The organism is Ancylobacter sp. Lp-2 (assembly GCF_020523795.1).
In the GTDB taxonomy this organism is placed as follows: domain Bacteria; phylum Pseudomonadota; class Alphaproteobacteria; order Rhizobiales; family Xanthobacteraceae; genus Ancylobacter.
The window spans coordinates 711613-725382 of record NZ_JAJALI010000001.1; the positions used below are offsets into that span (position 1 = coordinate 711613).

General features: G+C 64.9%; 12 protein-coding genes and 2 pseudogenes. 2 read left to right on the forward strand and 12 right to left on the reverse strand.

The window, feature by feature from the left end:
* The 6 genes from LGR54_RS03375 to LGR54_RS03400 form a co-directional block, all read right to left on the reverse strand.
* Entirely contained in the window at positions 1-1395 is a 1395-nt protein-coding gene (locus tag LGR54_RS03375) for an FGGY family carbohydrate kinase (protein ID WP_230360533.1), read from the reverse strand.
* A complete protein-coding gene (locus LGR54_RS03380) occupies positions 1395-2621 on the reverse strand; it encodes an NAD(P)/FAD-dependent oxidoreductase (protein ID WP_230360534.1) in 1227 nt (408 codons plus the stop codon). The genes LGR54_RS03375 and LGR54_RS03380 overlap by 1 nt, the downstream gene beginning before the upstream one ends.
* On the reverse strand, positions 2618-4027 hold the full coding sequence (locus LGR54_RS03385) for an NAD(P)/FAD-dependent oxidoreductase (protein WP_230360535.1): 1410 nt from the start codon (positions 4025-4027) through the stop codon (positions 2618-2620). The genes LGR54_RS03380 and LGR54_RS03385 overlap by 4 nt, the downstream gene beginning before the upstream one ends.
* Positions 4028-4168: 141 nt before the next feature.
* On the reverse strand, positions 4169-5263 hold the full coding sequence (locus tag LGR54_RS03390) for a C4-dicarboxylate ABC transporter (RefSeq protein ID WP_230360536.1): 1095 nt from the start codon (positions 5261-5263) through the stop codon (positions 4169-4171).
* 49 nt (positions 5264-5312) lie between these two features.
* Positions 5313-6650: a TRAP transporter large permease subunit gene (locus LGR54_RS03395; protein ID WP_230360537.1), complete on the reverse strand. Its 1338-nt coding sequence runs from the start codon at positions 6648-6650 to the stop codon at positions 5313-5315.
* Positions 6650-7159 (reverse strand): TRAP transporter small permease subunit, encoded by a 510-nt coding sequence (locus LGR54_RS03400; RefSeq protein WP_230360538.1) that lies wholly within the window; start codon positions 7157-7159, stop codon positions 6650-6652. The genes LGR54_RS03395 and LGR54_RS03400 overlap by 1 nt, the downstream gene beginning before the upstream one ends.
* Before the next feature lie 458 nt (positions 7160-7617).
* Here LGR54_RS03400 and LGR54_RS03405 point away from each other — a divergent pair, with 458 nt between their 5' ends.
* Positions 7618-8394, forward strand: a complete 777-nt coding sequence (locus LGR54_RS03405; RefSeq protein WP_230360539.1) for a DeoR/GlpR family DNA-binding transcription regulator — start codon at positions 7618-7620, stop codon at positions 8392-8394.
* Between the two features lie 197 nt (positions 8395-8591).
* Here the strand turns inward: LGR54_RS03405 and LGR54_RS03410 are convergent, their stop codons facing one another.
* The 6 genes and pseudogenes from LGR54_RS03410 to LGR54_RS03435 all read right to left on the reverse strand — a co-directional run.
* Positions 8592-9032: a GNAT family N-acetyltransferase gene (locus LGR54_RS03410; protein ID WP_230360540.1), complete on the reverse strand. Its 441-nt coding sequence runs from the start codon at positions 9030-9032 to the stop codon at positions 8592-8594.
* Positions 9033-9137: 105 nt separating this feature from the next.
* A complete protein-coding gene (locus tag LGR54_RS03415) occupies positions 9138-10613 on the reverse strand; it encodes a M81 family metallopeptidase (protein WP_230360541.1) in 1476 nt (491 codons plus the stop codon).
* A 123-nt stretch (positions 10614-10736) separates the two neighbouring features.
* Positions 10737-11117 carry a DUF4440 domain-containing protein gene (locus LGR54_RS03420; RefSeq protein ID WP_230360542.1) on the reverse strand — a complete coding sequence of 127 codons (381 nt, stop codon included), beginning with the start codon at positions 11115-11117 and terminating at the stop codon, positions 10737-10739.
* Positions 11118-11322: 205 nt separating this feature from the next.
* Complete coding sequence (locus LGR54_RS03425; RefSeq protein ID WP_230360543.1) at positions 11323-12153, reverse strand: MFS transporter; 831 nt, start codon at positions 12151-12153, stop codon at positions 11323-11325.
* Entirely contained in the window at positions 12150-12563 is a 414-nt protein-coding gene (locus LGR54_RS03430) for a DoxX family protein (protein ID WP_230360544.1), read from the reverse strand. Before LGR54_RS03430 ends, LGR54_RS03425 begins: the two co-directional genes overlap by 4 nt.
* Before the next feature lie 2 nt (positions 12564-12565).
* A pseudogene (locus LGR54_RS03435) lies at positions 12566-13018 on the reverse strand (amidohydrolase family protein); the annotation flags it as partial.
* Here LGR54_RS03435 and LGR54_RS03440 point away from each other — a divergent pair.
* A pseudogene (locus LGR54_RS03440) lies at positions 13011-13489 on the forward strand (IS3 family transposase); the annotation flags it as partial. The pseudogenes LGR54_RS03435 and LGR54_RS03440 sit on opposite strands and share 8 nt — an antisense overlap.
* Positions 13490-13770: the final 281 nt, after the last annotated feature.

The following is a 13770-nucleotide window of genomic DNA, read 5'->3' on the forward strand; positions in this document are numbered from 1 at the left end:
TCACTCGCGCCAGTCACGGCTGCGGGCAATCGCGGCAGCGAAACGCTGATGATCGCGGGCCGTCACCGAGCCATCGGGCTCGAAGCGGGATGCGCCGCCGCGGAGATGTTCGACATCGGCTCCGCAAAGCTCCGCAAGGCCGAGCGACGTCATTTCATACATGGCCGGCACCCGCACGATGCGCCCGCTGGCGCTGGCGAGGAACCGCGCGAAATAGTCGCTCTGCGACAGACCGCCATCGATGGAGATTTCCTCGATCCGCCCGACCGAGGCCTCCGCTGCCTCGATCAATCCTGCCGTCAGCAGGGCGATGCCCTCGAGGGCCGCCTGCACCATGTCGCGGCGGTCGGTCGCCGCCTCCATGCCGATGAACAGCGGGGCGGCGTTGCGGTCCCAATAGGGCGCGGCGAGCCCTGACAGCGCCGGCACGAAAACCAGCCCGCGCGACAGGGCAGAGCTCCGCTCGAAACCGTCAAGCTCCGCGGACGTCGCGAACAGGCCGAGACGCTGCAGCCATTCCAGCGCTGAGCCGGCATCATAGACGCCGCCCTCCAGGGCGAAGACCGGCGGTTCGCCGTTGCGCTGCCAGGCGAGCGTGGGCGGCAGACCGGCGTCCGGCCGAGGCGCTCCACCCGTGACCGACAGTAGGAAGGCGCCGGTACCGAAGGTGATCTTGGTATCCCCTGCCTTGCGGCAGCCATGGCCGAACAGGGCGGCCTGCTGGTCGACGATGGAGGCCTTGACCGGCACGCCATCGACGGCGCCGCATGCGGCGTCGACCGAACCGATCGGCGGCAGGCAGGCGAGCGGCACGCCGTGCAGCGCGCACAGCTCCTCGCTCCATTGACCGGTGGCAAGGTCCATGAGCCCGGTGCGGGAGGCGGTGGCCATGTCGGTGCGGAAATACCCGCACAGCCGATCGAGGAAGAAGGCGTCGGTGGTGCCGAGCCGGAGCCGTCCCGCCTCGAGCGCAGCGGCCACGGCGGGCAGGTTTCGGATCATCCAGCTCAGCTTGCTTGCCGAGAAGTATGGATCGAGCGGCAAGCCGCAGATCGCCCTGGAGCGGGCCTGCGCCTCGGGACCAAGCCGCGCCAGGCTTTCTGCCGTGCGGGCGTCCTGCCAGACGATCACCGGCGAGAGCGCCTCGCCGGTCCTGGCGTCCCAGGCGAGGCAGCTCTCGCCCTGATTGGCGATGCCGATGGCATCGACCTTGCCCGCCGCAGCAAGCACGGCCCGGATATTGGCGAGCAGTTCCTCGGGCTCGTGCTCGACACGGCCGGGCGCGGGGTAATGCTGCGCGTGGCGCCGGCTCGCGACGAGTTGGGCCGTCCCGCCATCCTCGACCAGAAGACAGCGCGTCGAGGTCGTGCCCTGATCGATCGCCGCGACGCGCATCAGCCGTTCTCCCGGAAGCGGAAATGGACGTTCTGCGCGCTGATGGCTTGTGGCGGGATCGGCACCAGAATGCGCCGTTCCGGCAGCCAGTGCCCCTGCGAATGCCAGAACTCGCGGCCATCGAGCTCCAGCGACAGCCGGCCGCGCGCGCGGCGCAGGAAGCGGAGCTGAAAATCGCGAAACGCGGGCGTGGGATTGCCGCCCCGCCGCAACAGGGCGGGCACCACCAGCTTGAGCGGAGCATCAAAGGTGACGGGCACGGCCTCCGCCGCATTGTCGGCGCGCGCGAGGTCTTCGGCGATCGCGCGCCCCACGGCGCGACCCTCGCGAAATGCCCAGCCGCCGGTCTCGACGGCGCGGAGCACGTTGCCGGCGGCGAAGAAAAGCGGATCGGCGCAGCGTCCGTCCTGATCGATCACCGGACCGGCGCTGCCCTGCGCGATGCCGAGCGTGGACTGCTGGCACAACGCCGCCTCCGGAACGAAACGGCCCGTGAGCAGCAGGCCGTCGCAGGCGAGCGCCTCGACGGCGCCATCCGGCCGGCGGAAGCTGACCGCCTCGACACGGCCCGCGCCGCGAATATCGACGACCTCCGCGCCGAGATGAAACGGCAAGCCGGCGAGCCTCGGCAGCCAGTGGAACGGCGCGCGGGTCAGCGGATTGGGCGCACTCTCCAGCATCGCGACCGGGCGGGCGCCGTGGGTCAGGCAGGTGAGGACGGCGGAAAAACTCACCAGTTCGGAGCCGAGGATCACCGGCCGGCGGAACGGCATCAGCCCGTGAAAGGCGACATAGGCTTGCAGCGCGCCGGTGGTGAGGATGCCGACCGGCCGGTCGCCGGGCAACAGCCTCGCGGAACGCGGCAGTTCGCGCGCGCCGGTGGCGATCATGATGCGCCGGGCGGTGAGCGTCTCGACGCCGTGCCTGTTGGCGATATCGAGCGCGCCGTCTTCGCCGATCCGAACCACCGAATGACCGGTGCGCACATCGACACCGGCCTCCGCCGCCTCGCGCGCGAGCCGGCGGGCATAGGATGGTCCGAGATAGACACGGCCGAATTCGCGCATGCCGAAAGGCGAATGCACGCAGTGACGGGTCGCGCCACCGAGAAGCGGCTCGCGCTCGAGCAGCATCACCCGCTCGACGCCGCGACGCCGCAGTTCCACCGCCGCGGCAACGCCGGAAGGCCCGCCGCCGACGATGATGACATCCGCCAGCCCGCTCATGCCGGCTCGCCGTCCTCGACCGCCAGCGGCTCGGCGAGGCGGCCGCGCGTCATCTCGGCAAGGCGGGCATTGCAGTAGAAGCCCTGGCAGCGCCCCATGCCGGCGCGGGTGCGTCGCCGCAGCCCGCCGAAATCCCCTGCCGGCACCGCGCTTGCCAGCGCCGCTTCGATCTCGCGACGGGTGACCAGTTCGCAGTGGCAGACGATCTCGCCGTGATCCGGTCGCTGCCAGTCGCGCTCCGCCGTTTCGGTAAGATTGGGAAGGCAAACCGGTGGCGGTGCCGCAGGAGCCATCGCAGGCAGTCCGAATGCCGCATGGAGCTCGACCGCATGGCGGGCGAGGCCGAGCGCGGCAGAAAGCCCGGTCGAGCGGATGCCGCCGAGCGTGATGGCGCGCTGTTCCGGTCGGGCGAACACACGGTAGCCCTTGCTCTCGGTCGCCGGGCGCAACCCGGCATAGACCGCCGTCACCGGAATATCGGCGAGCGCGGGCACGATCTCGGCGCCGCGCGCGAGCAGCGCCTTGAGGGTATCGGTCTCGACGGTGGCGCGCACACGGTCGTCCTGTTCCTCGGCGGTGGGACCGATCAGCACGTTGCCGAAGGCGGTCGGACAAACCACGACGCCCTTGGTGATCTCGGCCGGAACCGGCAGCACGATGCGCTGCACATGCGCGAAGGCCGCCTTGTCGAGCACCACGAACTGGCCTTTCCGCGGCTTGATGGTGAATTCCGGCATGAAGCCGAGCCGCTGGTCGACGACATCGCCATAGAGGCCGGCGGCATTGATCACGGCACGCGCCCGCACCTCGCCGGCCGAGGTCGACAGCCGCCATTCGCCGTCGAAACGGCCTTGCCTCAGTTCCGCGTTGCGCAGCAGCACCGTGCCGAGCGCGACCGCCTGCGTGAGATAGGCCAGAGGGGCGGTCCAGGGATCGATGATGTATTCGCCCGCGACCTCGATCGCCGCGACCAGCCGGTCGGAGAGCGAGGGCATGGAATCGCGCGCTTCGCCGGCGCTCAGCACTCTCAGCTCGGCGATGCCGTTGACGCGGCCCTGCCCGGCAATCGCTTCCAGCCGGTCCGCCTGATCAGCACTCCACGCGCAGACCAGCGCGCCGGTCGGGATCCGCGAGAGGCCGAGGCCAGCATGAATGTTGAGATATTCCTCGCGCCCGGCCTTCACCAGCTCCAGCTCGAGACTGTCCGGCGGCGCGTCGAAGCCGGTGTGCAGGATGGCGCTGTTGGCCTTGGAGGCACCGGAGAGGATGTCGCGGCCCTTTTCGATCACCACGACCTTGGCCCCGGCGAGCGCGAAGCGGCGCGCCACCGCGCAGCCGACCACGCCCGCGCCGATGATGGCGACGTCGAACGGAGCGGACATGTCGGGAGCCGATTTATGGAGCATGACCGCTCCCCCTTCAGTCGTCCCGCCGCAACCAGCCTGGCTGATTGCGGCGCTTTGGAAAGACCCGGCACGAGGCCGGGCCGTCAGGACCCCGCCGCCCGGAAGCAGCGGGGATCGTCGTGTCGACGGCCGGCAGGCGGCTCAACGATAGGGGTAGCCGGCCTTCTGCATGGTCTCGTCATACTTCTTGAACGCGGCGACCACTCGGCCCGCGCGCGGGCTGGAGGCAGCGATCTCGTCCCAGAAGCCCTTGGAATCGGCGACCACCTTGTCCCAGTCGGCCGACGGCAGCGCGGTCAGTTCCATCTTCTGGCCCTCGACACGCAGCTTGGCCTCGCCGCCCCAGTACCAGACGTCGCGATAATAGTGCGACTGGTCGATGCTCATGAAGAACAGTTCCTTCAGGTGCGGCGGCACCTTGTCCCAGCTCGCGGTGTTGGCGAAATAGCTGCCGAACCACGCGCCGGTGACCGAGTTGGAGAGCGCGTAGTTGCACACATCCGCCCAGCCAACTTCGTAAGCCTCGGTGAAGCCGCACCAAGCCACGCCGTCGAGTTCGCCGGTCTGCAGCGCCACCTCGACATTGTCCCACGGGATGGTCACGGGCACGAGGCCGTATTTCGACAGGAACTTGCCGGCGGTCGGCACGCCGAACACGCGCAGGCCGTTCATGTCGGCGAGGCTCTTGATCGGCTTGTTCACGGTGAAGATGTGCAGCGGATCCCAGGCGCCGGTGGAAAGCCACTTGACGTTCGGCACGCCGGCATAGGCCTCTTCCCAGATCTCCTTGAGACCGTAGTAGCGGAACAGCGCGGGCACATCGAGGCTGTAGCGGGTGGCGAAGGGGAAGTAGCCGCCGAACACCGCGATATCGACCGGCGAGGCCATGGTCGCCTCGTCGGACTGCACGGCGTCGAGCGTGCCGGACTGCAGGGCGCGGAACAGGTCGGAGGTCGGCACCAGCTGGTCGGCATAATAGAGCTCGATCACCATCTCGCCATTGGCCGCGGCGTTGAAAGCGTCGATCTGCGGCTTGATGACATGGGCACCGAGCGGCGCGCCGGAATAGGTCTGCAGGCGCCACTTGATCGGTCCGGTCTGGGCGAGGATGGCCGGCGCGGCCAGCGTGGTGCTCGCCAGCGTGGCGCCCGCGCCAAGACCGGCCTTGCCAAGGAAGTTGCGGCGTGTGGCGAGGATCTTGTCGGCGGCAGGATCGTGCTTCTTCACGTCGGTCATCGGTTTCTCCTCTGGATTTTTCTGGAAGACGATTGGCGATGGAAGCAGGTCAGCCCTTCACCCGGATCTGCTCGGGCAGCCACAGCGCGATCTGCGGGAACACCATCAGAATGACGATGGTGAAGGCCATGATCGCGGCGAAGGGCCAGATCGACTTGTAGATGTCGATCAGGCTGATCTCCTTGGGCGCCAGCGAGCGCATCAGGAACAGGTTGTAGCCGAAGGGAGGGGTGATGTAGGCGATCTGGCAGGTAATCGTGTACAGGATCCCGTACCAGATCAGCTGGTTGTCGAAGCCGAGATCGAGCGCCTTGACCAGCGGGATGTAGAGCGGCGCGACGATGACCAGCATCGCGGTGTCATCGAGGAACATCCCCATGACGATGAAGCTGAGCTGCATCATGATGATGATGGTCCAGGGGTTGAGATCCCACTGCTTGACGAACAGGAACTCGATTGCCTTCACCGCGCCGAGCCCGTCGAACACGGTTCCAAAGGCCAGGGCGGCGAGGATCAGCCACATGAACATGCAGGACACGTTCAGCGTCTTGAGCGAGGTCTCGCGGACCAGCGGCCAGTTGAACCGTCCCTTGGCGATGGCGGCGAGTGTGGCCGCGGTCGCGCCGACCGCCGAGCTTTCCACCAGGCTGGTGATGCCGAACACGAACAGGCCGGTCATGAAGAAGAAGATGGCAAAGGGAATGATGCCCGCCCGCGCCAGCGCCAGCTTCTCGCGGAACGGCATGTTCAGCTCTGCGTCCGTCAGCTTCGGCGCGAGCTTCGGGTTCATCTTCACGCGGACATAGATGTAGAGGATGAACAGCGCCGCCATCAGCAGGCCGGGGAACACGCCGGCGAACCACAGCTTCGAGACCGGCTGGCGCGCGATCATGCCGTAGAGCACCAGCACGACCGAGGGTGGGATGAGGATGCCGAGCGAGGAGCCGCCCTGCACCACGCCGGAGATCAGCACCTTGTCATAGCCGCGGCGGATCATCTCCGGCAGGGCGATGGTGGCGCCGATCGCCATGCCGGCAACCGACAGCCCGTTCATCGCCGAGATGATGACCATCAGGAAGATGGTGCCGATGGCGAGGCCGCCGGTGAAGCGGCCGAACCAGACATGCAGGGCCTTGTACAGATCCTCCGCGATGCCGGATTCCGCGAGGATGTAGCCCATGTAGATGAACATGGGCAGGGTAAGCATCGCGTACCAGTTGAACAGCTTGAAGACCTGGTTGAACGGCAGGTCCATGGCGCCGGGGCCATAAAGCAATAGCGCGGCAGCGGAGGCGACGGCGCCGATACCGGCGAAAACCAGTTGTCCCGTGCCGAGCGCCAGCAGCATGGAGGCGAACATCAGCAGGGCGATCATCTCGTAGCTCATCAGAGCGTCTCCCCGCGCAGGGTGGCGATCTTCTTGAACACCAGCGAGAAGCTCTGCAGCAGCATGAGGAACAGACAGGCCACCAGCAGCGCCTTGATCGGGATCACCGAGGGGTTCCAGATCGAGAAGCGCCGCTCATTGGTGGCGATGGCGTATTCGAGGCTCGAGATCGAGCCGATGAACATCACGACGAGATAGAGGATGAGCATCCACAGCGTGGCGAGCTCGACCTTGGCCTGGGCACGCTCGGAGAGCGTCGAGTACCAGAGGTCCATCCGCACATGCTCGTTGTTCTTCAGAGTGAACGGACCGCCCATGAAGTAATAGGCGACGAGCATGAACTGGGTGAGTTCCACCGCCCAGTGCACCGGCATCTTGATCAGGTTGCGGGTGACGGCGTCGAACATAAGTGCGGCGCCCATGAAGAACACCAGCGAGGCGGCGAGATAGCCGACATAGTCGGAAATCCGGTCGGTCCAGCGGACATAGCAGGCAATGAACCGCCACATGCCTGCCCGCTCGCCTGTCACTACATCTGCATCCACGCCGTCACTCCGTTCGTTTTCTGCTCCCGGCGTGCCGGCACCTCACGAGTGGCCGTCGCGGCGCAACGGAACTGCACCCGCTTTACGCTTGCTCGCTTTGGCGGCACGGACGAGCAATGTACCGGGATCCTTCCCATTGGGAAGCCCGAATTTTGGCTGTATTGCCTGATCGATTATCATCGTGACCGATATTAAGGGATAATCGGGCAATTTTTGCCGGATTATGTTGCCCGATCGGTCAGTGCGTGATGCTGTGCCTTGGCGGCTGCTTGTTCGGACAAGCGTTGCAAGCGCCGTGCCGCCGTTACGTCACATTGACCGTGTGAAGGGACTGACTTACGGGCATTGGCCGGCAGGCTAGGATCCATGCCATGCCATCGGCAGGCGTTGGAAATTCCCGATCCTGATTTGGGGTAACGAGCGTGGCCATTTCCTCGCGTCATGATGAGATCATCGCGCTGGTCGCTCGCGCCGGCGAAATGAGCGTTGAGGCGCTTGCCGAGCATCTGCACGTGTCGCGCGAGACGGTACGGCGCGATCTCGCGCGCCTCGACGCGACCGGACGGATCCGGCGACGGCATGGCGGGGCCATGGCCCTCACCGCTCCCGGCCCGACGATCGAGACCGAATGGCCGTTTGCTCACCGCATGGCGCTGAACGCGGCGGGCAAACGGGCGATCGCCACGGCAGCGAGCCGCCTGTTCCAGCCGGACGATTCGCTGTTCATCGATACCGGCAGCACGACCATCGCTTTCGCCGACGCGCTCACAGCGCGGCATTCGCTGGTGATCGTCACCAATTCCCCGCGCATCGCCGCGACGCTGGCGAGCGATCATACCCACAAGGTGTTCCTGATCGGGGGAGCCTATGGCGTGGATGCGGGCGAGAGCCTGGGCCCGCTCGCCTTGGAGCAGATCGGCAAGTTCAGGGTACGCCACGCCGTGCTCACCGTCGGCGCGATCGACCAGACCAGCATCATGGATTTCGATCTTCAGGAAGCGGAGGTCGCCAAGGCGATGATCACGAGGGCGGATCGGGTCACGGTGCTGGCCGACCATTCGAAATTCGACCGGAGGGCGGTCTTCGAGGTCGCTCCGCTTGGCCGCATAAACACGCTTGTCACCGACCTCCCGCCTGCCGAGACGATGAAGAGCGCGATCCGCAACGCAGGGATAGAGCTGATCGTCGCCGAACCGTGAGTGTGGCTTGCTGGATCAGCCCTCATTCCTGAACACCGGCATTCGCAACGGCCAGCGCATGTGGTCTGGGATCATAAGTCTTCGCCTCCAAGCAGATTTCTCGAACCGCTGAGTGTCTGCTCCCGGGCGTCGGTCGAGAGTCCGCAAATGGCGCTACTCAACGGTTTTGGAAACTTCTCTGCGGGGCAGATATCTACTCACACGATCTGGCGCGACACCCGTAGACCAGAACGTTGAAAGCCCAGCGTTTCATAAAAGACATGAGCGCCCTCTCGATTGAGGCCCGTAGTGAGCTCAAGAGTTTCACATCCTGCCTGCTTCGCCAGATCCGCGGCGAAGTGGATCAAGGCGCGACCGATCCCTTGTCGTCTGGCAGCCTCGGCGACGACGATCGTCGTGATCCGCGCCAGTGGCGCCGGATAGAACAAGAGGGGCGCAATATGGACCGCGAGCAACCCGACGGGCCCGTGTTCCCTGTTTTCGGCCAGAAAGGCTGGGTCGGTCGCGCGGCTCGGAGCCAGGTCAAGACGTCGCTCAATTTCTTCAGCTGAGTGGTTGAACCCTAATCCACGCATCAGGACCGATATGGCTGCGGTATCTTGCGGTGTGACAGGTCGAATGCTCACTGATGCGCCCATGCATCTGCCTCGCTTTAGAGAGCGGAACGTCCACCATGCGAATGAATCGTTGGTGAAAGACAACGACCGGCGATAGCGATCTTCGTATCTGGCCAACTCGGAACTCTAAACGTCCAGCGGCCAGATCGGGCGGCGAACATTGACATAGCGGCGCGCGCCGGATTGGGACGAGCCGAGCGAACCACTGTCAACCAACAGCACTTCGCGCGCAATCGGCTCGAACGCCGCTCGGAAATGGTGGTTCGATTTGATCGCCAGGGTGTGCTTGCGGGTAGGGTCAACGCCGAGCGACGTGAATTGGGCAAGATCGGTTGCCTGGCCGTTCTTCGAGATCACCACAATGTCCACGCCGCCAACCCGGAACACCATGCTGAGGCCATAGTCCCGCCGGAGCCCGCCACCCATCGGTCCCGAGGCGATGAAGCGACCGTCACTGAGGCAGAGGACACGGCCGGTCAGTGTCAGCGGCCCGCCCCCGGCCATTGGATCCGTCTTGCCACCGAGGCGGATGGTCCCCTCTTCGCCCACACCGAGATTCGTGCCCTCGCGCACGGCCTCAGGATCACAGATGGCATAAAAGGCGGCATTTTCCAGTTCGCCCTCGATCATGCCCTTCAGGAGATTTGTGCTGTCACCATAGCAGCCACCGCCGGGGTTATCTGTGAAGTCGGCAAGAATGACCGGCTTCTCCCTGTCTTCGCCGGCTTTGGCACGACGCACGGCTTCGTCGACGTCGATCGGATGCGCGCTGCGATACGCTCTGGTCTCCCACGCATAGTCCATAAAGGCTTCGGCAATGCGCCGGGCGTCACCAAGACCGGCCTCGCCATCAACCGTGACGGTGACCGTTGGCCCGGCCTCGCGGATATCGGCGGAGGCGAAGCCCGAGCAGATACCGATCGCCAGCACGGCGCCAGCTTGTTCCAGCGCATCAGCCCGAGCCAGTAACTCGGCCATGGGCCCACCTTGCGTTTTGCCGAAATCCAGCCCGAGCAGCAACGGGCGGCGAGCGACAATAGTCCGCAGCGAGATCTCGCCTGTCATCGCGCGATCCAGAAGGTCGGCTCCCTGCCAGGCGCATTTATCATAGTCGATATGTGGATAGGTCCGGAGCGGGATCAGGGCATTCGCCATCTCGACCATAAGGTCGGTGACATTCGCGTGGAGATCGAGCGTTGCCACGATGGGAATATCAGGCCCAACAACGCTCCGGACACGGCGCAGAAGCTCCCCCTCGCCATCCTCATACCTCTCGGTAACCATGGCACCATGGAGATGCAGGAGCATGCCGTCGATCGGACCGGCGGCAGCGATGCCACGGAGAAGCTGCTCGGCAAGCGCCTCGAAACATTCGGTGGTGACGCGGCCGGAAGGGTTGGCCCAGGCTGCGAGAGGATGACGCAGCGTCCAACCATATTTCTCCGCGGCATCGAAAGTGGCGCCGAGCGACGTACGCGTTCCTCGGCGTGCCCTAGGTATCTCCTCTTCGTCGAGGCGCCGAAAGGCCTCCAGCCCAGTTAAGTTCTTGCTGAAAGTATTCGTCTCATGCATCACCTGCGCCGTCAGCACGATCTTTGCCATGCCAAGTTCTCCGTGAGGCTGATCGCGGACTCTTTCTGTCAACCATATAGGCCAGCACGTCCGATCCAGAAGATCTGAAGCTCGGTATCAAGAGCCGCGTGGGCCTGGGCAAAGAGCGAACGGTCAGCGATCAGGCGCTGATGGAGTGCCTTGATGGAAAACCATCTGCCAACGCCCGTCGATCCATTTCCAGATAGAGCTTCGGCGGGAATGAAGAACCTCGGCTCGATCCACTCTGATGGTCCGATAAGTTAGAAGGACCGCTTCATCGGAAAGCACGGTCAACCTGTAGTCCTGCGCGGTGACCTGGCCCCGGTCCCCTACCGCCTCCGTCGCTAGGTGGCGCACGACCTCGTGCTTCGTGGAAACGCCGCCGGACCTACCAAACTCGAAGAAATCATCAGCCAGCAGCATACCGACCATTTGCGGCGTTCGGCGAACCGCTGGATCAAAAAGGCGCTCCTCCAATTGCCTTATCAGCTCCAGATCGGGAATCGAGGTCATGACAAGCCTCCAACGCCGCTCAATGTTCGTTGATGTCCGGACTGGCCACAACGTGTCGAGGCCGACGGCTGGAGGCTTGGCTGAGAATGTCGGTTTTCCGCCTAGAACCAATGTCGACTCTTGGCGCCTCCCACCATCGCTGTGGGCTGTCCTGCTTCATGGCGGGAGTTGCCGTGGCTTGCGCGGCTACTCCTGGTGCGGCTGGTCAGCCGACCGGCACGCTCATGCAGCCGAGCAGCGCGCCATATCCTGCCGCGTCGAGGCCCAGTCCTCTGCGGCCTACCAGCGGCAGCATCGCCCACAGGGCGCTGCTGAACAGGAAAAAGCCCGCCGCGCGGATGAGCACGAGACGCAGCGCCGGGGAGTGGCGCGCATAACGATAGCCGGCCCTCATCGCGCCGAAGAAGTGCTCCGGCGGTAGGCTGTGGATGTTCGCCGGGCGCTTCCACGCGAGCAGGACCGCGAGCACGGCGACGACCGAGAGGGCGTTGAGGGCGAAGACGGCGGGCGAACCCGCGATCGCGACGATGACCCCGCCTAGCGCCGGCCCGATGGCGCGCGCGATATTGATCCCGAGGCTGTTGAGCGCGACCGCGTCCGGCAGGGCCGGCTGACTGACGAGTTCCGGCACGATCGCCTGAAAGACGGGCGCGCTGAGGGCCGCGGACACGCCGAGTACGAAGGTCGCCGCCAGCAGCACGTAGGGAGTCGTCAGCCCCTGCCAGGTCAGCATGGCGAGAATGGCTGCGGCGACAAGGCCAAGGATCTGGGCCATCAGCAGCAGCCTGCGCCGGTCGACGATATCGGCCAGCGCCCCCGCCGGAAGGGCGAGTAGGAACATCGGCAGGGTGGTCGCCGCCTGCACCAGCGCGACGAGCAGCGGGCTTGGCGACAGCGACGTCATCAGCCAGCCCGCGCCGACATCGTGCATCCATGTACCGATGTTGGAGACGATGGTCGCGATCCAGAGCGCCCGGAAGACCGGGAAACTCAGCGGTCCGGCCGAGCTGTCCGGCGCGGGATGGGAGGACGTCATGTTCGCCCCTTCCGGTGGCTGAGGATTGCGGCCAGCATGAACCCGCCGATCAATCCGACATGTTCGAGGAAGGTGTTGCGCTCGTGGAAGCGCTGCATCGGGTCTGCCACCTGCCAGAAGGGGTGAGCAATGAGTGTCGCCACCGCCGTGAAGGCACCGAGCGCCCCAGCGCCGAGCCAGGAAAGGTGGCCGAGGATCACCAGAGCCGAGCCACCGACCTGGACGAGGACGGTCGCAACGACCACCAGCCAGACCGGGCTCAGCCCGAAATGTGCGGCTTCGGCGAAGGCGCCGTCGAGGTCGAACAGCTTGGCGATGCCGCTCGTCCAGTAGGGCAGTGTCAGCAGGACCGCGGCGAGGCGGGCGAACCAGCGCGCCTCGAGTAGGGACGAGAGGGGCTGGGGCGTCATGGTCACACCGCCCAGCAGCCGCAGCCGAGCGCGCCCCAGAAGGTGCGTGCGTCGGAAGCCGGAACATTGGCGCCCAGCGCGGCGGCATGGTCGTGGCCGTGCACGGCGCAGTTGTTGGCGCAGCCGCAGTGCAGGGTCAGCTTGGCGCGCGCCTCCTTGGTCTTGTAGTAGCCGCCGAAGGTGGCGACCGGCGACCAGTCGGGCATCGGCGCCGGCAGCGCCGGGGCGAGCGGGGCATAGTCGCCGTCACCATGCACCACCTTGCCGCCGAGCACGGTCAGCACCGAGCGCAGATGCACGATATCGGTCTCCGGCACCGAGAAATAATCGTCGGACAGCACGGCGAGATCGGCGAGCTGGCCGGCCTTGATCTGTCCCTTCCTGCCCTGCTCGTTGGAGAACCAGGTGTTGGCCTCGGTCCAAAGCCTGAGTGCCGTCTCGCGGTCGAGACGGTTGAAGGATATCGAGAAGGAGAACGAGCGGCTGCGTAAGGCGGTGTCGGACCTGACACTGGAGAAGCTGATCCTGAAGGAAGCTTCGTCGGGAAACGTCTGAGCTCCGCCCGACGCCGGCGCTGTGTCGAGCATGTCAGAGCCAAGCTCGGCGTATCGGAGCGGTTGGTGTGCCGGGTTCTGGGGCTACATCGTTTCACACAGCGCAAGGTGCCGATGGGGTAAGCGGACGAAGCGGCGCTGACCGCCGCCATCGTCGAACTCGCCCCCCGGTTTGGGCGCTATGGCTACCGGCGGATCACAGCCTTGCTGCACGCGGCGGGCTGGGCGGTGAACGTCAAGCGCGTCGAGCGGATCTGGCGGCGGGAGAGGCTCAAGATGCCGCAAGGGCAGCCAAAGAAGGGCCGTTTGTGGCTGAACGACGGGTCCTGCATTCGGCTGCGGCCAGAATATCCCAACTGGGGATGGACTTTCCGCATACAACTGCGTCTCTCGTGGTGTGTCGAGGGAGAGGTGCAGGAAAATTGTGAATCGACGATATGGAAGCGTAATCGTCGATGCATCGCTAGGGATGATGCGTAAGTTCTGCCAAAATCCCATGAGCTGGCGTACGGTCTCGGGGAGGGCATAGGGTGGTGGAGATGATAGGACGTAAATCTAATGATGTTTTTCGGTAATTTTAGACGAGATATATATCTTATTAAGATTATATTGGCTATTAAATTTATGATCGAATTAATTTTATTGATTTTAAT